This is a genomic window from Mesocryomonas fontinalis, assembly GCF_055730125.2.
Genome location: NZ_JBUZWG020000005.1, coordinates 303064 through 325826, shown reverse-complemented (window position 1 = coordinate 325826; position 22763 = coordinate 303064). Strand labels below are relative to the sequence as shown.

The window sequence follows — 22763 nt, the reverse complement described above, 5'->3', positions numbered from 1 at the left end:
CCCATCATGAACGACACCGCGCCGATCCGGGGAGGCGCCCCGGTCGCCCCCAACAATCTCGAAGCCTTCTGGATGCCGTTCACCTCGAACCGGCAGTTCAAGGAGGCGCCGCGCATGTTCGTCGGTGCCAAGGACATGCACTACACCACGGCCGACGGCCGCCAGGTGCTGGACGGCACCGCCGGGCTCTGGTGCTGCAATGCCGGCCATTGCCGCCCGAAGATCACCGAGGCGATCCAGCGCCAGGCCGCCGAGCTCGACTATGCCCCGGCCTTCCAGATGGGGCATCCGAAGGCGTTCGAGCTGGCGTCTCGGCTGGCAGCAATCGCCCCGACCGGGCTCGACCATGTGTTCTTCACCAACTCCGGCTCGGAATCGGTCGAGACCGCGCTGAAGATCGCGCTCGCCTACCAGCGGGTGAAGGGCGAGGGCTCTCGGTTCCGGCTGATCGGCCGCGAGCGCGGCTATCACGGCGTCAATTTCGGCGGCATCTCGGTCGGCGGCATCGTCGGCAACCGCAAGATGTTCGGCACGCTCCTCACCGGCGTCGACCACATGCGCCACACCCATGATCCCGTCCGCAATCCCTATTCCGACGGCGAGGCCGAGCATGGCCTGGAGCTCGCCGAAGACCTGCTGCGGATCGCCACGCTGCACGATCCCTCGACCATCGCCGCCGTCATCGTCGAGCCGGTGGCGGGGTCCACGGGCGTGCTGCCGCCGCCGAAAGGCTACCTCAAGCGCCTGCGCGAGATCTGCGACCAGCACGGCATCCTCCTAATCTTCGACGAGGTGATCACCGGCTACGGCCGCATGGGCGCGGCGTTTGCCGCCGATCATTACGGCGTCACTCCCGACATCATGGTCACCGCCAAGGGCCTGACCAACGGCGTGATTCCGATGGGCGCGGTCTTCGTGCGCGACGAGATCTACGATGCCTTCATGCAGGGGCCGCCGGCGATGATCGAGTTCGCCCATGGCTACACCTATTCCGGCAACCCGATCGCCTCGGCGGCGGCGCTGGCGACGCTCGACACCTACCGCGAGGAGGGCCTGTTCGAGCGGGCGAAGGATTTGATGCCGGTGTGGTCCCAGGCGATCCAGTCGCTGAAGGGCTGCCGACATGTCATCGACATCCGCACGGTCGGGCTGATCGGGGCGATCGAGCTGGAGCCTATCCAAGGCCAGCCGACCAAGCGCGCCTTTGCAGCTTTCCTCAAGGCCTACGAGGCGGGGCTGCTGATCCGCACCACCGGCGACATCATCGCGCTCTCGCCGCCGCTGATCGTCTCGGAGGCCCAGATCGACGAGATCGTGGAAACGCTGCGGACCATCCTCGCCAACCTCGACTGACGATTTACGCCTTTCCGCCACCAGCAGAAGAAGACCCGCATGGCCCTTCCATCCAACCTCCAGATCGACGGCGACCGGCTCTGGGACTCGCTGGAGGAGATGGCGAAGATCGGTCCGGGGATCGCAGGGGGCAGCAACCGCCAGACGCTGACGGATGCCGATGGCGAAGGGCGGGCGCTGTTCCGCTCCTGGTGCGAGGCGGCCGGTCTCGTCATGGGGCTGGATACGATGGGCACGATGTTCGCACGGCGCGAGGGCACCGATCCCGATGCGCTGCCGGTCTATGTCGGCAGCCACCTCGACACCCAGCCGACCGGCGGCAAGTACGACGGCGTGCTCGGCGTCCTGGCGGGGCTGGAGCTGATCCGCACGCTGAACGATCTCGACATCCGCACCCGGCACCCCATCGTGGTGGTGAACTGGACCAACGAAGAGGGCGCGCGCTTTGCCCCCGCCATGCTCGCCTCCGGCGTCTTCGCCGGCGTCATGGACGAGGCCTGGGCAAAGGATAGGACGGATGCCGGCGGCAAGCGTTTCGGCGACGAGCTGAAGCGCATCGGCTGGGAGGGCGAGGAGCCCGTCGGCCAGCGGAAGATGAAGGCCTTCTTCGAATACCACATCGAGCAAGGGCCAATCCTCGAGGACGAGGGCATCGACATCGGCGTCGTCACCCACGGGCAAGGGCTCTACTGGCTCGAGGTTACGCTGACCGGCAAGGAGAGCCACACCGGCTCCACCCCGATGGGCAAGCGCCACAATGCCGGCCTCGGCATGGCGCGGGTGCTCGAACTCGTTCACTCCGTGGCAATGGACTACCAGCCGGGTGCCGTCGGCACGGTCGGGCACATGGAAGTGTACCCGAACTCGCGCAACATCATCGCCGGCCGCACGGTCTTCACCGTCGACATCCGCTCGCCGGACAAGACGACGCTGGAGGCCATGCGTGCGATGATCGAGGATGGGATCGACATCATCGCGGAAGGGCTCGGGCTTGAAGCGACGGTCGAAGAGGTCGGGCACTTCGACCCGGTGACCTTCGACGCCGGTTGCGTCTCCGCCGTCCGCTCGGCGGCCGAGCGGCTCGGCTTCAGTCACCGCGACATCGTCTCCGGCGCCGGCCACGACGCCTGCTGGATCAACCGCGTCGCTCCGACGGCGATGATCTTCTGCCCTTGCGTCGACGGCCTGAGCCACAACGAGGCCGAGGCGATCACCAAGGATTGGGCGAAGGCGGGGGCCAACGTGCTGTTTCATGCGGTGGTGGAGACGGCGGGGATCGTGGCTTAGGATCTCGCCTGTGAATTGTGGAGTGGCTGGCGTGGAGCGGTGGGAGCAGATGCAGGACGCCGCTTTCTCCCTCGCCCCTTGGGGGAGAGGGTGGACTGAGCGAAGCGAAGGCCGGGTGAGGGGCCTGCTTCCGCTATGACGAGGGAGCCCAACCAGCGTGCGCGGTTGCTGCGCCTCAACGAGACGGACGCCGAGATGCGGTTGTGGAGCGATCTGAGGGGGCACCGTCTAAACGGCTACAAATTCGTCCGGCAGTTTCCCGTCGAAGCCTGCATTGCAGATTTCGCTTGTCGGTCGCAGCGTCTGATTGTCGAACTGGACGGGACCCAGCATGGGGCTGCCGTAGAGATGCGCCGCGATAGCAAGCGGACTGCCGTCTTGAACGCTGCTGGCTTTTCAGTGCTTCGCTTCTGGAACGACGAGGTATTCCGTGAGCGGCCGGCGGTGCTCGAGACGATCCTGGCTGCTCTGGAGGGAGCGGGGCTCCACCCCTCACCCGGCCTTCGCTTCGCGCCGGCCACCCTCTCCCCCGAGGGGCGAGGGGGACGCGACCTCGTCGCCGAGAGTGCTTTTTCGTGCGCGTCATCGACATTGCAGGAGATACCATGACCATCGTCATCAAGGGCGGCACCGTCGTCACCGCCGACCTGACCCTTCGCGCCGACGTGCTGATCGACGGCGAGACCATCGCGGCGATCGGGCCGGATCTTCAGGGTGACGAGGTGATCGACGCGTCGGGCGCTTACGTCATGCCGGGCGGGATCGACCCGCACACGCATCTCGAAATGCCGTTCATGGGCACGCATGCGGCAGAGGACTTCGACACCGGCACGGCGGCGGCGCTGTCGGGCGGCACGACGATGGTCGTCGACTTCTGCCTGCCGGCGCCGAACGAGGGGCTGATCGACGCGCTGCAGGCCTGGCACCAGAAGGCCGGCAAGGCGCGCACCGACTATTCCTTCCACATGGCGATCACCTGGTGGGGACAGCAGGTGTTCGACGAGATGCCGCTGGTGGTCGAACGCGGCATCAATTCGTTCAAGCACTTCATGGCCTACAAAGGCGCGCTGATGGTGAACGACGACGAGATGTTCGCCTCGTTCTCGCGCTGCGCCGAGATCGGCGCGCTGCCACTGGTGCATGCTGAGAACGGCGACGTCGTCGCGTTCCTGCAGGCCAAGCTGATGGCCGAGGGCAATACCGGCCCCGAGGCGCATGCCTATTCGCGGCCGCCCGAGGTCGAGGGCGAGGCGACCAACCGCGCCATCATGATCGCCGACCAGGCCGGCGTACCGCTCTATGTCGTGCATGTCTCCTGCGAGCAGGCGCACGAGGCGATCCGCCGGGCCCGGGCCAAGGGCATGCGGGTCTTCGGCGAGCCGCTGATCCAGCACCTGACGCTCGACGAGCGCGAATACTTCAACCCCGACTGGGACTATGCCGCACGCCGCGTGATGAGCCCGCCCTTCCGCAACAGAGAGCACCAGGATTCGCTGTGGGCGGGGCTTGCGAGCGGCTCGCTGCAGGTGGTGGCGACCGACCATTGCGCCTTCACGACGGAGCAGAAGCGGATGGGCGTCGGCGACTTCACGAAGATCCCGAACGGCACCGGCGGGCTGGAGGACCGGATGTCGGTGCTCTGGACCAAGGGCGTCGCCACCGGGCGTCTGACGATGAACGAGTTCGTCGCGGCGACCTCGACCAACATCGCCAAGATCCTCAACATCTATCCTCGGAAAGGCGCCATCCTACCGGGCGCCGATGCCGACCTCGTCGTCTTCGACCCCGGTGCGACCAAGACGATCCGTGCGGCGGCGCAGAAGTCGATCATCGACTACAACGTGTTCGAGGGCGTCGAGGTCACCGGCCTTGCCGCCGTCACCCTGTCGCGCGGGCGCATCGCCTATCGCGACGGCGAGGTGCGGGCGGCGACCGGGACCGGCCAGTTCGTGCCGCGGCCGGCGGGGGCGGCCGTCGGCAAGGCGCTGTCGACCTGGAAGGAACTGACGGCGCCGCGCCGGGTCGAACGCGCCGGCATTCCGGCAGGCGTTTGAGCGGCATGGCGATCCTGGACGGCAGATGCCGGCGCCGGGCAAAACCCTCATACCGCCACGAGGCCTTCCAGATCCGGCCGGAGCACGACGCTCTCCTGCTCGTTCGGGTCGGTGCGGGCGATGACGGCGACGCAAGGCTTGATGCCCCGGTTGTAGGGCAGATGCGGCACCCCCGCGGGAATGTAGAAGAGGTCGCCGGCGGTGGTGACGGCATGGTGTTCGAGGCTCTCGCCGTAGAACACCTCGGCGACGCCACTGACGACGTAGATCGCCGTTTCGTGGTGCTGTGCAGATGCGCCTTGGCGCGGCCGCCGGGCGGAATGGTCAGGAGATGCATGCAGATGCCGGTTGAACCGACGCTTTCGGCGGAAATGCCGGCGAGATACCGGAAGCCCTGCTTGCCATCATACGTCGCCTCGGGTCGGATCAAGGCGCAGTGCTGCTTCGTCAGGCTCATCGATGCGGCTCCTCTCGAAACGTCAGGCGCCAGAAACGGCGGACGGGCGCAGGATAGGCCGATCTGGGGCCGCCGTAATGCGCTGGCCGCCCGCTTTTCGCAGTCCGGCCAAGGATCTGGATCTTGGAGACGGCATGTCTGACGTGCCATCCCCAGCCACCGCAGCATCGAGGACGGCGGCGGGTGCCGCGACCGTCGTCGAGGCCCGCGGCCTCGATCTCGTCTTCCCAACCGCCGACGGGCCGGTCCAGGCGCTGAAGAACATCGACCTCAGCATCGGCCGCGGCGAGTTCGTCTCGCTGATCGGCCCGTCCGGCTGCGGCAAGACCACGCTGCTGCGGGTGATCGCCGATCTCGAGCGGCCGACCGCCGGTACCATCACCGTCAACGGCCTGACGCCGGATGCCGCCCGCCGGGCCCGGGCCTATGGCTACGTGTTCCAGGCGGCGGCGCTGTACCCGTGGCGCAACATCGAGCGCAATGTCGGCCTGCCGTTGGAGATCATGGGTACCGACAAGGCGGAGCGCGCGCGGCGGGTAGCCGAAGGGCTGGAACTCGTCGGACTGACCGGGTTCGGCAAGAAGTTTCCCTGGCAGCTGTCGGGCGGCATGCAGCAGCGCGCCTCGATCGCCCGCGCGCTGTCCTTCGATCCCGACCTCCTCCTGATGGACGAGCCCTTCGGGGCGCTCGACGAGATCGTCCGCGACCACCTCAACGCCGAACTGCTGAAGCTCTGGGCGAAGACCAGGAAAACCGTCGTCTTCGTCACGCACTCCATCCCGGAGGCGGTGTTCCTGTCGACGCGGATCGTGGTGATGAGCCCGCGGCCGGGACGGATACACGACGTGATCGATTGCGATCTCGGCCCCGACCGGCCGCTGGAAATCCGCGAGACGCCGGAGTTCTTGGCGATCGCCCATCAAGTGCGCGAAGGCCTGAGGGCGGGGCACAGCTATGACGGGGTTTGAGGGCGTGCCGAACGCTGGGGTGCCGGCATGAGCGGTCTCGCCTCGCTCTGGCTGCTGGCGACCATCCCGGTCTTCCTCGCCGCGGCTTCGCTGTCGCGGCTCTATGTCGCCAACAATTCCATATGGGCGCTGGGCGGCATGCTGACGCTATACGGCATCGGCAATCTCATGATGGTGCGGCTGATGCGCGAGAGTGGGCTTGCCGTGGCGATCTCGGTTTCCAGCATCGCGCAGCTGCTGCTGGTCAACCTCGTCGCGGTCCTCGCCTTCGGCGAACGCCTGCCGCCGCTGCAGCTCGCCGGCATGGCGCTGGGCTTGAGCGGGCTGGTGCTGATGATGTGGCCGGTGGCGCGGTGAGGGCGGCATGAGTGCCACTGCCTCCCCGCGGCACCGCCGCCGTCTTGCCGACGGCAGCGCGCTGCCCATCGCCGTCGTGGTGCTGGCGATTATCGCGGTCTGGTATGCGGCGGCGATCCCGATGAACTGGCAGACGACGGTCGACCGGCTGGCGCGGGCGGGCACGACGGCGGGCTTTGCCGAGACTGTGGGGGAGACCTGGAGCGCCGAGCGGCCGGTTCTGCCGGCGCCGCACCAGATCGTCCAGGACATCTGGAAGACGACGGTGATGGTCAAGCCGAGTTCGCCGCGGTCGCTGATCTTCCATGCAGGGGTGACGCTGTCCTCGACCTTGCTCGGGTTTGCCATCGGAACGGCGCTCGGCATCCTGCTCGCGGTCGGCATCATCGGCTCGCGCACGCTCGACCGCAGCCTGATGCCGTGGCTGATCACCTCGCAGACCATCCCGATCCTCGCGGTGGTGCCGATGGTGATCGTGGTGCTGAATTCGGTCGGCATCCAGGGGTTGTTTCCGAAGGCGGTGATCTCGACCTACCTGTCGTTCTTCCCGGTCGCGGTCGGCATGGTCAAAGGGCTGCGCTCGCCGGACGGCATGCATCTCGACCTGATGCGCACCTATGCGGCGAGCCCGATGCAAGTGCTGGCGAAACTCCGCTTTCCGGCCGCGCTCCCCTTCCTGTTCGCGTCGATGAAGATCGCGGTGGCGGCGGCGCTGGTCGGGGCGATCGTCGGCGAGTTGCCGACGGGAGCTGTCGCCGGGCTCGGCGCGCGGCTTCTCGCCGGCTCCTATTACGGACAGACGATCCAGATCTGGTCGGCACTCGTCGCCGCTGCCGCGATGGCGGGTGTCCTGGTCGCGCTGGTGTCGCTGGCAGAGCGGGTCGTGTTCAAGCGAACGGGGATGCTGCGATGAGAACGCGGTCGCAGAACCCTTATGCCGGGCTGCTTTTTCCGGCCGGCCTAATGGCGGCCGCCGTCGTGGTGCTCGTGCCGTCGCTCAGCGAAGGACAGTTCGGCGCGAGCTTCTGGCTGCTGGTGGTGGCGTTCTGGCTCGTCGCCTGGCAACTGACGTCGCGGCTGGCGGCGCTGGCGCCAACGGAGCCGGCCATGGCGCGGCTGGTCGACGTCGCGGTGCCCGCGGCTTTCGGGCTGACGCTGCTGTTTCTCTGGGAATGCGTGGTGCGCGGTCTCGCCGTGCCCTCGGTGCTGCTGCCGCCGCCCTCGGCGATCGGGGTGCGCATCGCCGCCTCGCTGCCGATCCTCTGGGCCGACTTCGCGCAGACCTTCCTGAAGGCGGTGATCGCCGGCTATCTCATCGGCTGCGGCACCGGTTTCCTTGCCGCGCTCGCCATCGACCGGTCGCCGTTCCTGAAACGGGGACTGATGCCGGTCGGCAATCTGGTCTCGGCGCTGCCGATCGTCGGGGTCGCGCCGATCATGGTGATGTGGTTCGGCTTCGACTGGCAGTCGAAGGCGGCCGTCGTCGTGGTGATGACCTTCTTCCCGATGCTGGTGAACACGCTGGCGGGGCTCTCGGCGGCCGGCGCGATGGAGCGGGACCTGATGCGGACCTATGCCGCCGGCCATAGGGTGACGCTGGCCAAACTGCGGCTTCCCGCCGCCATGCCCTTCGTGTTCAATGCCCTCAAGATCAATTCGACGCTGGCGCTGATCGGGGCCATCGTCGCGGAGTTCTTCGGCACCCCCATCGTCGGAATGGGCTTTCGCATCTCCGCCGAGATGGGGCGGATGAACACCGACATGGTCTGGGCCGAGATCGCCGTCGCGGCACTCGCCGGCTCGGTCAGCTACGGCCTGATCTCGCTCGTCGAGCGGGCCGCGACGTTCTGGCATCCGTCCTATCGCGGGAGATGAGGGCGGCGGTTCAACACGAAGGAGTAGACGGGCATGAAGCAAATTCTCGCCGGCATGGCATTCGCCTTCGCTGCCACCACCGCCCCGGCCCTGGCCGCCGACGCCGTCACCCTCCAGTTGAAATGGGTGACCCAGGCGCAGTTCGCCGGCTACTACGTTGCCAAGGAAAAGGGATTCTACGACGAGGCGAACCTCAACGTGACCATCAAGCCGGGCGGCCCGGATGTCGCGCCGGCGCAGGTGCTGGCGGGCGGGGGGGCCGATGTGGTCATCGACTGGATGCCCTCGGCGCTGGCGGCGCGCGAAAAGGGACTGCCGCTGGTCAACATCGCCCAGCCCTTCGCCAAATCCGGCCTGATGCTCACCTGCCGCAAGGAGACCGGGATCAAGACGCCGGCCGACTTCAAGGGCAAGACGCTCGGCGTCTGGTTCTCCGGCAACGAGTATCCGTTCCTGTCCTGGATGTCGAAGCTCGGCCTCAAGACCGATGGCGGGCGGGACGGGGTCACCGTGGTCAAGCAGGGCTTCAACGTCGACCCGCTGATCCAGAAGCAGGCCGACTGCATCTCGACCATGACCTACAATGAATACGGGCAAGTGCTCGACGCCGGGCTGAAGCCGGAGGACCTCGTCGTGTTCAAGTACGAGGAGCAAGGCGTTTCGACGCTCGAGGACGGGCTCTACGCGCTGCAGTCGACGCTCGACAAGCCGGAGAATGTCGACAAGCTCGCCCGCTTCGTTGGTGCCTCGATGAAGGGCTGGGCCTATGCCGCCGAGCATCCGGATGAGGCGGCGGGCATCGTCCTCGACAACGACACCACCGGCGCCCAGACCGAGGCGCATCAGACCTTCATGATGGAAGAGATCGCCAAGCTTCTGGCCACCACGCCGAAACTCGATGTCGCGGCGGCTGAAACGACGGTGAAGGTGCTGATGTCGGGCGGTTCCGACCCGGTGATCACCAAGGCGCCGGAGGGCGCCTGGACGAGCGTCGTTACCGACAAGGTGCCGTAACGCCGCTCTGCGGCTTCTCTCGGCGCCCGCCATCGGCGGGCGTTCGGGAAGCGGCGATGGTCAGGCGGCCGCCATTCCCGCCTTCAGCTTGCGCGATAGATCGTCGAAAGGCTGGTCGCTGACCGCGTCCGTCGGGTGCTGGACGAGGCTGCCGTAGATGTGCGGGACGAGGTCGACTGCCTGGTCCAGGGTCGAATCCGTGCCGCGCTGGTAGCCGCCGAGGAGGCGCAGGTCGCGCGTGTCCTCGAAGCGCGCGATCATCGCCCGCAGGCGCAGCACGAGTTCGCGCTCCTGCGGGTTCCAGGCAAGGTCCGCCAGCCGCGAGATCGACTTCAGGACGTCGATGGCGGGAAAGCGGCCTTGCTCGGCAATGGCGCGGTCGAGCACGATATGGCCGTCCAGCGTGCCGCGGATGGCGTCGGCGATCGGCTCGTTGTGGTCGTCGCCGTCGACCAGCACGGCGAAGATGCCGGTGATCGTGCCGGTGCCCTCGGGGCCCGGGCCGGCCCGCTCGAGCAGGCGCGGCAGTTCGGAGAAGACACTCGGCGGATAGCCGCGGGCAACCGGCGGCTCGCCGGCGGCGAGCGCAACGTCGCGGGCGGCATGGGCAAGGCGCGTGACGGAATCGACGATCAAGAGGACGCTCTCGCCGAGGTCGCGGAAATATTCGGCGATCGACATCGCCGTCTTCGGGGCGAGGCGGCGCATCATCGGGCTCTCGTCGCCGGTCGCCACCACGGTGACGACGCGCGACAGGTCGTTCTGCATCGTCTCTTCGAGAAATTCGCGGACCTCGCGGCCACGCTCGCCGACGAGCGCGACGACCACGGTGTCGAAACCCTTGGCGCGGGCGAGCATGCCCATCAGCGTCGACTTGCCGACGCCCGAGCCGGCGAAGATGCCGAGCCGCTGGCCCTTGATGATCGGGGTGAAGATGTCGATCGCCTTGACGTGCGTCTGCACCGCCTCGCGGATGCGGCCGCGCTTCATTGCCGGATCCGGCAAGGTGTCGGCAATCAACTGGCGCGGGCCCTGTTCGAGGTCGCCGAGGCCATCGCAGGGGCGCGCGAACGCGTCGAGCGTGCGGCCCTTCCAGCTCGCGGCCGGGGCGAGGGTGACGGGGCCGGTGCGCCAGGCGACGCTGCGCACGCCGCTCTTGAAGCGGACGGCGAAGGGTTTCACCGTGGCGGCATTCTCCTCGATCCGCACGACCTCGCCCAGATCGTCGCCATCGGTGACGACGCAGTCACCGAGGCGGACGAAGGAGGAAAGCCCGGCCACCCGGAAGGATTGCGGCGAGACGTCGACGATGTGGCCGGAGACGCGGATGCGGGGTTCGTTCAGCGAGGAGGAGACGGATTGCGGGCCCGGCTTTTGGATCACGACTGCGGTCCGAGCATGCTGATGGCCTTGTCAAGCGACTGCTCGGATCTCTCCTGGAAGTTGGCGGCGCTCTCGAAGCTGCGCTGCACGTCGATCAGCCGTGTGATCTCGAGCACCGGATTGACGTTCGAGCCTTCCGTGAACCCCTGCATGACGCTGACGCCGGCGAAATCGACGATCGGCTGAACCGGCTGGTTCGGAACCACGCCCGAGGTGCCGGCACGCGCGAGATCGGCACCCTCCGGCATCTGAAACAGGCCGACGGCGCCGATCTGCAATCCCTTCTGGGTGATCATGCCGTCGCGGGCGATGGTGACCTCGCCGCCGGCCGGATCGACCTGCAGCGGCGCGCCGCCGACGTCGAGGATCGGCGCCCCTGTCATCGACAGCAGCTCGCCCTCGGGGCTCATCGTCATGCGGCCGTCCTTGGTATAGACGGGCCCGTTCTTGCCCTGCACGGAGAAGAAGGCATTGCCGGAGACGGCCATGTCGAACGGGTTGCCGGTCTGCGTCAGTTCACCCGCGCGCGTCGAGATGAAGTTCGTGCCCTCCGACGCGAAGGCGACCGGCTGCTGGGCGGCCTGCGACAGGAAGGTCTCGAACTTCACTTCGGTCGCCCGGAACCCGGCGGTGCGGCTGTTGGCGATGTTGTCGGCGATGGTGTCGAGGCGCTTTTCCATGGCGAGCTGGGCCGACAGGGCCACCGGCAATGAGGTCTGCATGGGGGTCGTTTCCTTGGACCGAGGACGCGGCGATTTGGCCAGGCGGGGTGTTGCAGGCTGCAACCTAATGTTGCCAACAGACCCGCCGGGGCACGCTTGCGAAGACTGATCGGAGCATCGTCCGTGACCGCCGAAACATCGACAATCTGGCTTGTGCCAGCCTGTCGGGCAGCCCGTCAGGCTCGCGCAAGTCGATTTCCTTAGTGACCAAAGGACACCAAAAAAGGGACTTCCCGATGAGCATCCTCCTAGGTCTGGTCATAACGCTCGGTTGCGTGCTTGGCGGCTACATCGCCAGCGGCGGTCATCTCGAGGTGCTGTGGCAGCCTTACGAGATCCTGATCATCCTCGGCGCGTCGCTCGGCACCTTCGTGGTCGCCAACCCGATGAAGGTGGTCAAGGACACCGGCAAGGCGATCGGCGAGGCGTTCAAGGACAAGGTCCCGAAGCAGAAGGACTACCTGAGCCTCCTCAGCCTGCTGCATTCGCTGATGCGCGAAATGCGGTCGAAGCCGCGCAGCGAGGTCGAGCAGCACGTCGACAACCCTGCCGAGTCGGCGATCTTCAACGCCTATCCGCTGATCATGAAGGATCAGGCGATCATGAACTTCATCTGCGACTACTGCCGCCTGATCATCATCGGCAATGTTCGCTCGCACGAGATCGAGGCGCTGATGGACGAGGAGATCCAGACCGTCAGCCGCGACCAGATGAAGCCGAAGGCCGCGCTCCAGGACGTCGCCGACGGCCTTCCCGCACTCGGCATCGTCGCGGCGGTGCTCGGCATCGTGCACGCCATGGGCGCGCTCGACCAGTCCCCGGAAATCCTCGGCCACCTCATCGGCGCCGCGCTCGTCGGAACCTTCCTCGGTATCTTCTTCTCCTACGGGATTGCCGGACCGATCGCGGTCAAGGTCAAGGGCGTGCGCGAGAAGCAGATGCGCCGATACATCATCGTGAAGCAGACGCTCATCGCCTACATCAACGGCGCCATGCCGCAAGTCGCCCTCGAATACGGCCGCAAGGCGATCTCGGCCTATGACCGGCCGACCATCGACCAGGTCGAGGCCGAGACGATCGGCGGCGGCTCGGCGCAAGCCGCTTAAGGAAGCCGGAGATCATGGAAATGACCGCCGAACGCAACATCGAGGCCCAGCTCCGCTCGGCCGCGAAAATCGAGCCGAACCGGCTGCCGCGGCTGAAGCTGCTGGCCACCGAATGGGCGAGCGCCACCGCCACCGCGCTGAACGAGCTGTATGCGACGCCCGTCGAGATCGAGTTCCTCACCGTGTCGAGCCTTGCCTTCGACGCGGGGAACGCCAACCTCGCCGCCGCGGTCTCGGCCGTCGTGATCAGCTCGCCGAAATGGCGCGAGCTCGGCTTCGTGCTGGCCGACGGACGGCTGGCCGATGCCGTCGTCGAAGCCATGTTCGGTGGCACGGGCGCCGCCTCCGCCAGCCCGCCGCGGCCGATCACCAAGCTCGACCGCCGCTTCGTGGAACTGGCGCTGACGACGCTGATCGAGGCCGGCAATCCGGTCTTCGAAAAGGTCGCTCCGCTCGGCATCGCCAGCGCGCAGACGCTGCGGGACGCCATTCCGCTGCAGATCGACGACATGCTGGGGGCCGACAACCGCGCCTTCGTCGAGATGGTCTTCCGGCTGCGCGTCGGCCAGCGCGAGAGCGACATCCGGATCGCCTTGCCCGAGCGGGCGATCGCCTTGCACCGCCGTCCGCTCAGCGTCGTGCCGGAAACGGCGCCGCTCCTCGCCGACGAGAGCTGGGCACGCGACATCACCGAGGGACTACAGCTCGCCGACCTCCAGGTCCGGGCGCTGCTCGACGAAAAACAGATCACGCTCGGCGACGTCGCCCGCTTCACCCTCGGGCAGACCATCATGCTCGACGCCACCACCGACAGCCTGATCATCATCGAATGCGAGGAACAGCGCCTGTTCCGCGGCCGGATGGGACGTTCGCGCGATTCCTATGTCGTGCGCATCGAAGAGAAGATCGATCCGACCGAGGAGTTCATCGATGATATCCTATCTGATTGACGGCGTTCTGATCGCCGCTCTGGGTTTCACCAGCTGGCGGACCGGCGGCATGTACCGCGAACTGCGGCGCCTGCGCAGCGAGGGGGCGAATTTCGCCGTCAGCCTCGAGCAGTCCGATGCCGCCATCAACCGGGCAGCGCATGCCGTGGTCATGCTGCGGGGCGAGGGTGTCGACACCCTCCGTGCGCTGGAAGAGGCCTCGCGCGAAGCGCGCGCGCTGGCCGACCGGCTGGAGGATGCGGTGCATCTCGCCGAGATCCGGCTCTCGGTCGCCAATGACGGCGCGGCCCGTCCTGACCTCGGCTCGCCGACGCAGGATACCTGGCTGACCCTCATCGAGTCCCGCCTCGCATCAGCCTCGGCCGCTAATCGTTAACCATTGGGGCGTCCCGCCGGCGAATCGCCGGGTGCCCATCCCTCGACAAGCCTTCCGCCAGAGCCCGCCATCCACGGCCGGCAGCCGGCGCAACCCTGGAGATCGCCATGATCGACGAAGACGAAATGGACGTGATGGAGCAGCACTCGGCGGAGACCGCCGAGGACGGCATGGAAGAGTATGCCGAGGTTGCCGAGACCGAAGTGTCCGGCAAGCCGGACCTCAACCTGATCATGGACATTCCGGTGACGATGCAGGTCGTCCTCGGCACGGCCGTCATGCCGGTCTCGACCCTCGTCAAGCTCGGCCGCGGCGCCGTCGTCAAGCTCGACACCAACATCGGCGACCCCGTCGATCTCATCGTCAACGGTCGCATCGTCGCCCGCGGCGAGGTGGTGGTGCTCGAGAACGAGGAATCGCGTTTCGGCATTACCCTGACCGAGATCGTCTCGCCCGGCGCCAAGCCGCAGCGGGCCAAAGCGTCGAACAGCTGATAGGTCATGAGCGTGGTGGGCTACTCCGAACTGGAACTCGACACCGGCACGATTGCAGGGCCGGCGCGCGCTGCGATCCTGCTCCTGGCCATGGGGTCGGACGGTGCTTCGCGGCTGCTGAAGCATCTCAGCCCAGATGAAATCCGCGCCCTGAAGGAGAGCGTCGCCGACCAGCAGCCTGTCTCCGCCCACCAGCTCGACGTGCTGGTCTCCAATTTCCAGGAAGAGTTCAAGACCGGCGCCGGCCTGTCCGAGCTCGACTCGGAAATGACCAAGCTGCTGCGCACCGCGCTGTCGGCCGAAGACATGACCAAGGTGTTCGGCGAAGACGACTTCGTCGACCCGTCGATGTTCCTGGCGCCGCCGCTGTCGGTCTGGGACGAGTTCGAGAATTTCGGCGTCGAGGCGCTTCAGGTCCTGATGCTGGTCGAGCACCCGCAGGTCGTCGCCGTCATCCTGTCGCGTCTCCCGGCGGAAACCTCGGCCCTTATCGTCGCCGGCTTCGAAGCCGACCGGCGCAACGACGTCATGCGCCGGATGCTGGCGGCCAAGCCGATCGGCTATTCCGCCGAGATGATGATCGAGGAAAGCCTGCGCGAGGTCTTCATCGCCGGTGACGAGGGCGGCGAGAAGCAGGCGCGGCGCGTGGCGCTGGCCGAGATCGCCAACCAGATGGACAAGGCGCAGACGGACGACTTCCTGGCTTCGATCGCCGAGTGGCAGCCGGAAGAAGCGACCGCCATCCGCAATCTGCTCTTCTCCTTCGAGGATATCGCCATTCTGGGCAAGAAGGCGCGGCTCGTGCTGTTCGACGAGGTGCCGACCGAGCAGGTGACGCTGGCGCTGCGCAACGCGTCGCCCGAACTCGTCGAGGTGGTTCTGTCCTCGCTCGCCGCCCGCGCCCGCCGCATGGTGGAGGCGGAGCTGCAGCAGACGATCGACGTCGACGCCAAGGAGATCACCGTCGCGCGCCGGGGCATCGCCGCGCTCGCGTTGCGCCTGTCGAACGAGGGCCGCATCGTCCTGACCGCCGTTCCGAGCGGCGAGTAGACCGGGCCTTTCCAGCCCAGGGGCGCAGCGGTCACAGAAAAGGCCGCGCGCCCCGAAAGGTTTCGTTCACCTTGCCGGCAGATGCCGGCGCGCGGCGGCTCTCCGAGGGGAAGCTGTTAATCAGCGATAGGCAGGTTCAGCGTGGCAGAAGCCGCCGAAAAAGACTCCAGAACAGAGGCACCGACCGACAAGAAGATTCGCGATACCGTCGAGAAGGGCAATCTGCCGGTTTCGCGCGAAGCACCGATCCTCGCCTCTCTTCTGGCGGCAATGGCGTTCATCGTCTTCGCCGGAAAAGATCTCGCTTCGGCATTGGTGACGAGCCTTCAGGGCATCTTCGAGAACCCCGGCCAGTGGGACATAGACAATGGTGCCGATGCCCTGCAGTTTCTCCACATCGTCGGGCTCGAAACGGCCAAGTTCGTGCTGCCCGCCGCCGGCTTCTTCATGGTCGCCGGCATCCTCGCCTCGGCGCTGCAGAATGCTCCGCAGATCAACGCCGAGCGCATCCGCCCGAAAATGCAGAACATCTCGATCGTCGCCGGCTGGAGCCGGCTTTTTGGCGCGCGCGGCTGGACCGAGTTCGGCAAGGCGATCTTCAAGTTCGGCGCGGTCTCGCTGATCGTGGGGTCGATGCTCGCCAGTGATCTCGAGACGACGCTGAAGACGATGTTCTCAGATCCCGCTCTGCTGCCCGAGACCTTGCTGACGCTGGCCATGCAATTGCTGTCGGCCGTCTCGATCGCGACCATCGTGCTCGTCGCCGCCGACCTCGTCTTCTCCCGTGTCTTCTGGCGCCGTGACCTCAAGATGTCGAAGCAGGAGGTCAAGGACGAGATGAAGCAGGCGGAGGGCGATCCGATGATCAAGCAGCGCCAGCGCCAGATCGCCCGTGAGCGCAACCGCAAGCGGATGATGGCCTCGGTTCCGAAGGCAACGCTCATCATCGCCAACCCCACCCATTACGCCATCGCGCTGCGCTACAGCCGCGAAGAGGGCGGCGCGCCGGTGATCGTCGCCAAGGGCGTCGACCTGATCGCGTTGAAGATCCGCGAAATCGCCGAGGCCAACGACATCCCGGTCATCGAGGACAAGCTGCTGGCACGCTCGATGTACGACCATGTCGAGATCGACCAGATGATTCCGCCGCAGTTCTTCAAGGCTGTCGCCGAACTGATTTACTTCCTGCAGGCTCGTTCGCCGGCAAAGGTCAGTTCCGGTCGAGCCTGAGCGCTTAATCTGCTGAAAGACGTAAGGCAGTCGATGCATTTGGGAGAGTTCGGAACTGTCGCCTTTTCTGGAATAGACGTGACGACAGTTGTTTGACTGCCGCGCGTGCCGCAGCTCGGAGGAGGGGCGGGAGGGACGACAGATTTCGATCAGGACCTGATGATGCACTGGCTGATCATGAGCCATACCAGATTTAGATGGACGGTGTTTTATGGGTTCTCACTTCATGCTGAATCTTCGCAACAAGCATACCGCGGAACGTGAAGAGATCCTGGCGGAAGGTATCCAGAAGGTCGTGGCGGAACTCCGGCTGGTGGAGGTCGTCGATTACATCGCTTTCTTCCGGATGGACCAGCTCGGCAATATCGCCGACATCGTCAGTTCATCCAGCCAGCTCTACCTCAAGGCGGGCACCTTGCGCTTCGGCAACGACGGCGACGTGCATCTCGGATGGGGCGGCGTTCCCTCGATCGATCTGGCGATGGAGTTTCACCACCGGGACGTGACCGTCCACTTCCGCCTCGGCCTCGCTGCGACCACGGCCTCGGTGGCGATCACCTTCGTGGTCTTCGCCGAGACGGAGGCCGATCCCGAGATCAACACAGCCAGGCTGCAGGCCGCCATCGACGACGCCCGCATCGACTGAGCATCGACTGAGCCAAGATTTTCGCCACCCGGCTTTGCTCGGTGGCGGCGCCCTACGAAGGCCCGGCGATCGTCTCGGATCGCCGGGCCTTCTGCGTTTCGAGGGCATGAGCCGGATCCCTGGACGGCAGCCTCAGAACTCTCGTCTGGATGCGTATCGAGCTGCACGATAATCATCGCCGAAGCGATGGATCAGTCGACCCTCGAGCGACGCCGCCCCCAAAGTCCGTCGCCGGCAATGTTGCAATGCATGACGCTCTGTTGAGATGCGTGGCGGCTGCAAGTTTCGGACAAGTGCTTAGCCGTACAGATGGTTCCGTCATCAGTATGGCGATTGGGAACTTCCGTGGATCAGATCTACCTCTTTGGCTTGTCGTCGCGTCGCGCCGAATGGCTGGCCAACCGCCAGGCGGTCGTTGCCGAGAACATCGCCAATGTGAATACCCCTGGCTACAAGGCCAAGGACATCAAGGGTTTCTCCGATGTGATGGAGTCCACCCAGCTGGCCATGGCGAGCACCGACAGCGTCCACATGACCGGCGGTGCCGGTCGCTCGGTGGCGGTCGACGAGGAATCCGAGAAGAGCTGGGACATCGTCCATTCCGGCAACTCCGTCACCATCGAGCAGGAAATGCTGAAATCAGGCGAAGTATCGGGGCAGTACACGCTGAATGCCTCGATCGCCAAAGCTTTCCACCGCTTCTTCCTGACCAGCGTCAAGGGCTGATAGACATGGCAGATGCTATTCTTTCCAGTATGAAGATCGCCGCCAGCGGGCTCGAGGCGCAGTCGAACCGGCTGCGGATCGTCTCCGAGAACGTGGCCAATGCCCGCTCGACCGGCAAGACCGCCGGCAGCGACCCCTATCAGCGCAAGACCGTGACCTTCGAGAGCGAGATCGACCGGCTGACCGGCGCCTCGCTGGTCAAGGTCGCCGATTACGGGCGCGACAAGACCGCCTTCACCATGGAAAGCGACCCCGGCAATCCGGCCGCGGATGCCAACGGCTACGTCAAGATGCCGAACGTCAACATGCTGGTCGAGATGGCCGACATGCGCGAGGCCAACCGCTCGTACGAAGCCAATCTCCAGGTGATCAAGCAGTCCCGCGAGCTGATCAACCTGACCATCGATCTCCTGAGGAGCTGAGCATGATCCCCGCCATTGGTTCCGCGCTTCCGCGCCTCGATACCGCCCGCATCGACAGCGGCATGTCCACCGGTCTTGCCGGGGGCAGTGCCAAGCCCGGCCAGGCCGATTTTGCCTCCGTCATGGCGCAGGTCACCAGCGACGCTGTCGGCACCATCAAGAACGCCGAGGCCGTCTCGGTCCAGGGCATCAACGGCAATGCTTCCACCCAGGCGGTGGTCGATGCGGTGATGAACGCCGAGCGCACGCTCAACACGGCCGTCGCGATCCGCGACAAGGTCGTCGCCGCCTATCAAGAACTTTCCCGCATGGCCATCTGACGCCACAGTCAGACAAGGACCTGATTCATGAGAGCTTTGGCCATTGCCGCGACCGGCATGAACGCCCAGCAGACCAATGTTGAAGTGATCGCGAACAACATCGCGAACATCAACACCAGCGGCTTCAAGCGCGCCCGCGCCGAGTTCACCGACCTCCTGTACCAGGTCGAGCGTCAGCAGGGCGTTCCGGCCCGGGGCGGCGAGGGCGTGGTGCCGGAAGGCTCGCAGATCGGCCTTGGCGTGCGCACCGCGGCGATCCGCACCACCCATATCCAGGGCACGCTCGAGCAGACCGGCAACACGCTCGACATCGCCATCAACGGCACCGGCTACCTGCAGATCCAGGGTCCGGGCGGCGAGACGCTCTATACCCGCGACGGCGCGCTGAACACCAATGGCGATGGCCAGCTGGTGACGCTCGACGGTTTCGTAGTCGATCCGCAGATCACCATTCCGCAGAACACGGTGAAGACCACGATCAGCAGCACCGGCGAGGTCTACGCGACGCTCGACGGTCAGGATCCGCAGCTGCTCGGCCAGCTGTCGCTCGTCAACTTCGTCAACGAGCCCGGCCTCGATGCGCAGGGCGGCAACCTGTTCAAGGAAACCCTCGCCTCCGGTGCGCCGACCGCGGGCGTGCCGGGCGACCCCGGTTTCGGCGTCATCCACCAGGGCTATCTCGAAGGCTCGAACGTCGATCCGGTCAAGGAAATCTCCGAGCTGATCTCGGCGCAGCGCGCCTACGAGATGAACTCGAAGGTCATCCAGGCCGCCGACGACATGTCCAAGGTCATCTCGACCGGCCTGCGCTAGGCCCCTCCATGCCGCGCGCCGCATCGGCGCCGCGCGGTTCCCGGCCCGATCGCCGCGCGGCGACGTCCCTCGGTGCAGCAGAAAAGGCTTCAGGTCATGGAATGGGCTTCCAAGCGCGAACGTCTCATCGTCTGCCTCTACGGGGCCGGACTTTTCATTCTCTCGGTGCTGCTGCTGTCGATCCCGGTGCGCGCCTTCGCCGCCGAGATCGAGCTGCCGGTGCCGTCTTCCGTGATCTATCCCGGCCAGAACATCCTCGATCGCGGCGTCGCGCCGGCCAAGTTCACGATCCCCGGTGCAAAGCTTGCCGCCTACGTCGTGGAGGAGGACATGCTGACCGACAAGATCGCCAAGCGCACGCTGCTGCCGAACCAGCCGATCCTGCTCTCCGACCTCAAGTCGCCGGATCTGGTGCGGGCAGGGGTGCCGACCTCGATCATTTATCATGAGCCCGGGGTGACCATTTCCAGTCTCGGCCTGCCGCTCGCCTCTGCCGCCGAAGGCGACAAAATCCGTGTCCGCAATATCGACAGCGGCATCACCATCAGCGGCACCGTCGCCGCGGATGGCTCGATCGAGGTGCTCACCCAGTGAAAACCCTTCTCACCGCCATCCTGGCGACCACGCTGGCTTTCGGCCATGTCGCCGGGGCTGCCGACTATGCCGGCTACGGCCAGGGCGCGTCCGACGGCTATGGCGAGGCCGGCATCGGCGCCCGCGAGAGCTTCGTCACCGTCAAGCCCGGCCGGAACGCGCTGCGCAACGACGGCGTCCGCATCAAGGACATCACCACCATCAAGGGCGTGCGAGACAACCAGCTGGTCGGCTACGGTCTCGTCATCGGCCTGCAGGGCAGCGGCGACAGCCTGCGCAACTCGCCCTTCACCGAGCAGTCGCTGCAGTCGATGCTCGACCGCATGGGCGTCAACGTGCGCACCGGCAACCCGCGGACCAAGAACGTCGCGGCCGTCGTCGTCACCGCCGACCTGCCGCCCTTCATCGGCACCGGCTCGCGCATCGACGTGTCGGTTTCCTCGCTCGGCGATGCCTCCTCGCTGATGGGCGGTACGCTGGTGATGACGCCGATGTACGGCGCCGACGGCGAGATTTACGCCGTGTCGCAGGGCTCGCTCGCCGTTACTGGCTTCACCAGCGAAGGCGAGAGCGAGAAGCTGACGCAGGGCGTGCCGACCACCGGCCGCATTGCCGGCGGCGCGATCATCGAGCGCGAGGTGCCGCGGGCGACGGTCGAAACCGACCAGATCACCATGGAACTGCGCAATCCCGACTACCGCACGGCGATCCGCGTCGTCGATGCGATCAACGCCTTTTCGATGACCCGCTACGGCCGCCCGGTGGCACGCGAAAACGACCTGCGCACAATCAACCTGACGCGGCCCGCCAAGATTTCCTCGACCCGCTTCATCGCCGACCTCGGCGATCTGCCGGTCCAGCCCGACATGGCCGCCAAGGTCGTCATCGACGAGCGCACCGGCACGGTGGTGATCGGCCACGACGTGCAGATCTCGACCGTCGCCGTCACCCACGGCAACCTGACGGTGCGCATCACGGAGACCCCGAACGTCTCGCAGCCGGAGGCCTTCTCCGACGGCCAGACGGTGGTGACCTCCGATACCAGCGTCAACGCCCAGCAGGACGGCGGCAACTTCGCCATCGTCGGCGGCACCAATCTCGACACCGTGGTCCGCGGCCTCAACCGCCTCGGCCTGAAGCCGACCGGGATCATCGCGATCCTCCAAGCAATCAAAACGGCAGGCGCGCTGCAGGCCGACCTGGTGGTGCAGTGACATGAAGAAACAGCTTTCCGTCCTGCTTCGCTCCGGCATCGTCGCCTCCCTGGCGCTGACGGCGGCCGGAACCCTCCTTGTCCCGCATGCCGCATTGGCAGAGGCGGCGGCTCCCCCGGCGCCCAGCGCCGATGGAGCGCCGCGCAAGGTCCGGATCGTCGGGCCGGACGGCCAGCCGGTCGTCGACGCCGCCCCCGAGCTTTCGGACATTGGGCGCTACTGCACCAACATCGCCGATCCCGCCAAGGACGCGCGCGCGGCGCTGCAGACCAAGCGGCTGCAGGATCTGGAGGCCGAGGTCGGCAAGAGGGTCGACGAGCTCGAGGCCAAGCGCAAGGAATACCAGGACTGGCTGCAGCAGCGTCAGGCCTTCATCGACAGCACCTCGTCGATCATGCTCGACATCTATACCGGCATGAAGCCGGACGCGGCCGCCCAGCAGCTCGCCGGCATCGACCGGACCACGGCCGCCTCGCTGATCGCCAAGATGAAGCCGCGGACCGCCAGCGCCATCATGGCCGAGATACCGGCGGCGGTGGCCGCCGAGATCACCAAGGTGATCGTCCAGAAGACCAACAAGAGCTTGGACGTGGCCAGCGCCGCGCCCGGCCAGCAGGGATAAGCCACGTGAAGAGACTCTGCCTGCTGGCTGTCCTGCTGCTCACCGGCTGCTCGACGAATTCGAGGGATTTCCTGCGCGAGCCGGCGCTGTCGCCGCCGGGAACCGGCATCCACCAGTATCCAGCCTTCGTCGATCCCGCCCAGTTCCCGGCCGAGCGCCTGCGCGGCCAGCGGAACTCGCTCTGGGTGGACAAGAACGGCATCCTGTTCCGCGATGCGCGCGCGCTGAACAACGGCGACATCGTCACCGTCAAGATCGAGATCAAGGAGAAGGCCGAGTTCGACAACAACTCGAAGCGCTCGCGTGATTCCGGGATCGATGTCGGCGCCGATTTCGACGGATCGCTGAACACCACCTCGCTCGGGACGCTCGGGGCCAAGCTCGGGCTGAAGAACGCTACCAAGACCGATGGCAAGGCGAACGTGAAGCGGTCGGAAAAGATCGATCTGTCGGTTGCCGCCGTGGTGACGCAGGTGCTGCCGAACGGCAATCTCTACATCACCGGCCAGCAGGAGATCCGCGTCAACTTCGAAGTTCGGGTCCTCACCATCGCCGGCATCATCCGGCCGGGCGACATCCTGCCGAACAACGTCATTCCGTACGACCGGATCGCCGAGGCCCGGATTTCCTACGGCGGCCGGGGCCGCATGACCGAGGTGCAGCAGCCAGCCTGGGGTCAGCAGATCCTCGACCAGGCGCTGCCCTACTGATCAGCGCCGGGCAGACATCG

At 66.1% G+C, this 22763-nt stretch carries 26 protein-coding genes and 1 pseudogene; 24 read left to right on the top strand and 3 right to left on the bottom strand.

Going from position 1 to position 22763, the window contains the following annotated elements; translation table 11 throughout:
- Positions 1 to 6 precede the first annotated feature (6 nt).
- The 4 genes from aptA (at position 7) to hydA (ending at position 4694) form a co-directional block, all read left to right on the top strand.
- Positions 7 to 1353, top strand: coding sequence for an omega-aminotransferase AptA (gene aptA / locus ACZL02_RS14745; protein WP_472936748.1), 1347 nt, complete (start codon positions 7 to 9; stop codon positions 1351 to 1353).
- Between the two features lie 39 nt (positions 1354 to 1392).
- A complete protein-coding gene (locus ACZL02_RS14740) occupies positions 1393 to 2640 on the top strand; it encodes a Zn-dependent hydrolase (RefSeq protein ID WP_472936749.1) in 1248 nt (415 codons plus the stop codon).
- A 135-nt stretch (positions 2641 to 2775) separates the two neighbouring features.
- A complete protein-coding gene (locus tag ACZL02_RS14735; RefSeq protein ID WP_472936750.1) occupies positions 2776 to 3249 on the top strand; it encodes an endonuclease domain-containing protein in 474 nt (157 codons plus the stop codon).
- A complete protein-coding gene (gene hydA, locus ACZL02_RS14730) occupies positions 3231 to 4694 on the top strand; it encodes a dihydropyrimidinase (protein WP_472938086.1) in 1464 nt (487 codons plus the stop codon). The genes ACZL02_RS14735 and hydA overlap by 19 nt, the downstream gene beginning before the upstream one ends.
- A 47-nt stretch (positions 4695 to 4741) precedes the next feature.
- On the opposite strand, the pseudogene ACZL02_RS14725 reads toward hydA, so the two are convergent.
- Positions 4742 to 5151: pseudogene (locus ACZL02_RS14725) on the bottom strand (cupin domain-containing protein).
- A 134-nt stretch (positions 5152 to 5285) separates the two neighbouring features.
- On the opposite strand from ACZL02_RS14725, the gene ACZL02_RS14720 reads away from it, so the two are divergent.
- From ACZL02_RS14720 to ACZL02_RS14700, 5 genes are read left to right on the top strand one after another with little or no spacing between them, the layout of a single operon-like run.
- Positions 5286 to 6119: an ABC transporter ATP-binding protein gene (locus tag ACZL02_RS14720; protein ID WP_472936751.1), complete on the top strand. Its 834-nt coding sequence runs from the start codon at positions 5286 to 5288 to the stop codon at positions 6117 to 6119.
- 27 nt (positions 6120 to 6146) lie between these two features.
- Entirely contained in the window at positions 6147 to 6476 is a 330-nt protein-coding gene (locus ACZL02_RS14715) for a hypothetical protein (RefSeq protein ID WP_472936752.1), read from the top strand.
- A gap of 7 nt (positions 6477 to 6483) precedes the next feature.
- Positions 6484 to 7389 (top strand): ABC transporter permease, encoded by a 906-nt coding sequence (locus ACZL02_RS14710; protein ID WP_472936753.1) that lies wholly within the window; start codon positions 6484 to 6486, stop codon positions 7387 to 7389.
- Complete coding sequence (locus ACZL02_RS14705) at positions 7386 to 8351, top strand: ABC transporter permease (RefSeq protein ID WP_472936754.1); 966 nt, start codon at positions 7386 to 7388, stop codon at positions 8349 to 8351. Before ACZL02_RS14710 ends, ACZL02_RS14705 begins: the two co-directional genes overlap by 4 nt.
- Positions 8352 to 8384: 33 nt before the next feature.
- Complete coding sequence (locus ACZL02_RS14700) at positions 8385 to 9365, top strand: ABC transporter substrate-binding protein (protein ID WP_472936755.1); 981 nt, start codon at positions 8385 to 8387, stop codon at positions 9363 to 9365.
- A gap of 60 nt (positions 9366 to 9425) precedes the next feature.
- Here ACZL02_RS14700 and ACZL02_RS14695 read toward each other — a convergent pair whose 3' ends face one another.
- Together ACZL02_RS14695 and flgF are read right to left on the bottom strand one after the other, a co-directional pair.
- Positions 9426 to 10745 (bottom strand): FliI/YscN family ATPase, encoded by a 1320-nt coding sequence (locus tag ACZL02_RS14695; protein ID WP_472938087.1) that lies wholly within the window; start codon positions 10743 to 10745, stop codon positions 9426 to 9428.
- Entirely contained in the window at positions 10745 to 11470 is a 726-nt protein-coding gene (flgF, locus tag ACZL02_RS14690) for a flagellar basal-body rod protein FlgF (RefSeq protein WP_472936756.1), read from the bottom strand. The genes ACZL02_RS14695 and flgF overlap by 1 nt, the downstream gene beginning before the upstream one ends.
- A gap of 236 nt (positions 11471 to 11706) precedes the next feature.
- Here flgF and motA point away from each other — a divergent pair, with 236 nt between their 5' ends.
- From motA to flgH, 15 genes are all read left to right on the top strand, one after another.
- A complete protein-coding gene (gene motA / locus ACZL02_RS14685) occupies positions 11707 to 12576 on the top strand; it encodes a flagellar motor stator protein MotA (protein ID WP_472936757.1) in 870 nt (289 codons plus the stop codon).
- Between the two features lie 20 nt (positions 12577 to 12596).
- Entirely contained in the window at positions 12597 to 13526 is a 930-nt protein-coding gene (locus ACZL02_RS14680) for a FliM/FliN family flagellar motor switch protein (protein ID WP_472936758.1), read from the top strand.
- Entirely contained in the window at positions 13507 to 13902 is a 396-nt protein-coding gene (locus ACZL02_RS14675; protein WP_472936759.1) for a hypothetical protein, read from the top strand. The genes ACZL02_RS14680 and ACZL02_RS14675 overlap by 20 nt, the downstream gene beginning before the upstream one ends.
- Before the next feature lie 170 nt (positions 13903 to 14072).
- Entirely contained in the window at positions 14073 to 14396 is a 324-nt protein-coding gene (fliN, locus tag ACZL02_RS14670; RefSeq protein WP_472938088.1) for a flagellar motor switch protein FliN, read from the top strand.
- Positions 14397 to 14402: 6 nt separating this feature from the next.
- Positions 14403 to 15446, top strand: coding sequence for a FliG C-terminal domain-containing protein (locus tag ACZL02_RS14665; protein ID WP_472936760.1), 1044 nt, complete (start codon positions 14403 to 14405; stop codon positions 15444 to 15446).
- A 141-nt stretch (positions 15447 to 15587) separates the two neighbouring features.
- The gene (flhB, locus tag ACZL02_RS14660; protein WP_472936761.1) at positions 15588 to 16676 is read left to right on the top strand and encodes a flagellar biosynthesis protein FlhB; all 1089 of its coding nucleotides are present in this window, start codon (positions 15588 to 15590) and stop codon (positions 16674 to 16676) included.
- 226 nt (positions 16677 to 16902) lie between these two features.
- Positions 16903 to 17322: a BspJ family T4SS effector nucleomodulin gene (locus ACZL02_RS14655; protein ID WP_472936762.1), complete on the top strand. Its 420-nt coding sequence runs from the start codon at positions 16903 to 16905 to the stop codon at positions 17320 to 17322.
- Between the two features lie 345 nt (positions 17323 to 17667).
- A complete protein-coding gene (gene flgB, locus ACZL02_RS14650) occupies positions 17668 to 18048 on the top strand; it encodes a flagellar basal body rod protein FlgB (protein WP_472936763.1) in 381 nt (126 codons plus the stop codon).
- 5 nt (positions 18049 to 18053) lie between these two features.
- A complete protein-coding gene (gene flgC / locus ACZL02_RS14645; protein WP_472936764.1) occupies positions 18054 to 18470 on the top strand; it encodes a flagellar basal body rod protein FlgC in 417 nt (138 codons plus the stop codon).
- Between the two features lie 2 nt (positions 18471 to 18472).
- Positions 18473 to 18790: a flagellar hook-basal body complex protein FliE gene (gene fliE, locus ACZL02_RS14640; RefSeq protein ID WP_472936765.1), complete on the top strand. Its 318-nt coding sequence runs from the start codon at positions 18473 to 18475 to the stop codon at positions 18788 to 18790.
- 27 nt (positions 18791 to 18817) lie between these two features.
- Positions 18818 to 19603, top strand: a complete 786-nt coding sequence (gene flgG / locus ACZL02_RS14635; protein WP_472936766.1) for a flagellar basal-body rod protein FlgG — start codon at positions 18818 to 18820, stop codon at positions 19601 to 19603.
- Positions 19604 to 19699: 96 nt separating this feature from the next.
- Positions 19700 to 20197 carry a flagellar basal body P-ring formation chaperone FlgA gene (gene flgA, locus ACZL02_RS14630; RefSeq protein ID WP_472936767.1) on the top strand — a complete coding sequence of 166 codons (498 nt, stop codon included), beginning with the start codon at positions 19700 to 19702 and terminating at the stop codon, positions 20195 to 20197.
- The gene (gene flgI / locus ACZL02_RS14625) at positions 20194 to 21411 is read left to right on the top strand and encodes a flagellar basal body P-ring protein FlgI (protein ID WP_472936768.1); all 1218 of its coding nucleotides are present in this window, start codon (positions 20194 to 20196) and stop codon (positions 21409 to 21411) included. Before flgA ends, flgI begins: the two co-directional genes overlap by 4 nt.
- A 1-nt stretch (position 21412) precedes the next feature.
- Entirely contained in the window at positions 21413 to 22033 is a 621-nt protein-coding gene (locus ACZL02_RS14620; protein WP_472936769.1) for a MotE family protein, read from the top strand.
- A gap of 5 nt (positions 22034 to 22038) precedes the next feature.
- A complete protein-coding gene (gene flgH / locus ACZL02_RS14615; protein ID WP_472936770.1) occupies positions 22039 to 22743 on the top strand; it encodes a flagellar basal body L-ring protein FlgH in 705 nt (234 codons plus the stop codon).
- Positions 22744 to 22763: the final 20 nt, after the last annotated feature.

Excerpts from the sequence above, each read along its gene's own strand:
- flgG (WP_472936766.1), top strand. The coding sequence starts at position 18,818 with ATGAGAGCTTTGGCCATTGCCGCGACCGGCATGAACGCCCAGCAGACC.
- ACZL02_RS14710 (WP_472936753.1), top strand. The coding sequence starts at position 6,484 with ATGAGTGCCACTGCCTCCCCGCGGCACCGCCGCCGTCTTGCCGACGGC.
- flgF (WP_472936756.1), bottom strand. The coding sequence starts at position 11,470 with ATGCAGACCTCATTGCCGGTGGCCCTGTCGGCCCAGCTCGCCATGGAA.
- flgA (WP_472936767.1), top strand. The coding sequence starts at position 19,700 with ATGGAATGGGCTTCCAAGCGCGAACGTCTCATCGTCTGCCTCTACGGG.
- ACZL02_RS14680 (WP_472936758.1), top strand. The coding sequence starts at position 12,597 with ATGACCGCCGAACGCAACATCGAGGCCCAGCTCCGCTCGGCCGCGAAA.
- ACZL02_RS14705 (WP_472936754.1), top strand. The coding sequence starts at position 7,386 with ATGAGAACGCGGTCGCAGAACCCTTATGCCGGGCTGCTTTTTCCGGCC.
- motA (WP_472936757.1), top strand. The coding sequence starts at position 11,707 with ATGAGCATCCTCCTAGGTCTGGTCATAACGCTCGGTTGCGTGCTTGGC.
- ACZL02_RS14735 (WP_472936750.1), top strand. The coding sequence starts at position 2,776 with ATGACGAGGGAGCCCAACCAGCGTGCGCGGTTGCTGCGCCTCAACGAG.
- ACZL02_RS14655 (WP_472936762.1), top strand. The coding sequence starts at position 16,903 with ATGCTGAATCTTCGCAACAAGCATACCGCGGAACGTGAAGAGATCCTG.
- ACZL02_RS14665 (WP_472936760.1), top strand. The coding sequence starts at position 14,403 with ATGAGCGTGGTGGGCTACTCCGAACTGGAACTCGACACCGGCACGATT.
- aptA (WP_472936748.1), top strand. The coding sequence starts at position 7 with ATGAACGACACCGCGCCGATCCGGGGAGGCGCCCCGGTCGCCCCCAAC.
- ACZL02_RS14675 (WP_472936759.1), top strand. The coding sequence starts at position 13,507 with ATGATATCCTATCTGATTGACGGCGTTCTGATCGCCGCTCTGGGTTTC.
- ACZL02_RS14715 (WP_472936752.1), top strand. The coding sequence starts at position 6,147 with ATGAGCGGTCTCGCCTCGCTCTGGCTGCTGGCGACCATCCCGGTCTTC.
- ACZL02_RS14620 (WP_472936769.1), top strand. The coding sequence starts at position 21,413 with ATGAAGAAACAGCTTTCCGTCCTGCTTCGCTCCGGCATCGTCGCCTCC.
- flgC (WP_472936764.1), top strand. The coding sequence starts at position 18,054 with ATGGCAGATGCTATTCTTTCCAGTATGAAGATCGCCGCCAGCGGGCTC.
- ACZL02_RS14720 (WP_472936751.1), top strand. The coding sequence starts at position 5,286 with ATGTCTGACGTGCCATCCCCAGCCACCGCAGCATCGAGGACGGCGGCG.
- ACZL02_RS14740 (WP_472936749.1), top strand. The coding sequence starts at position 1,393 with ATGGCCCTTCCATCCAACCTCCAGATCGACGGCGACCGGCTCTGGGAC.
- fliN (WP_472938088.1), top strand. The coding sequence starts at position 14,073 with ATGGAAGAGTATGCCGAGGTTGCCGAGACCGAAGTGTCCGGCAAGCCG.
- ACZL02_RS14700 (WP_472936755.1), top strand. The coding sequence starts at position 8,385 with ATGAAGCAAATTCTCGCCGGCATGGCATTCGCCTTCGCTGCCACCACC.
- fliE (WP_472936765.1), top strand. The coding sequence starts at position 18,473 with ATGATCCCCGCCATTGGTTCCGCGCTTCCGCGCCTCGATACCGCCCGC.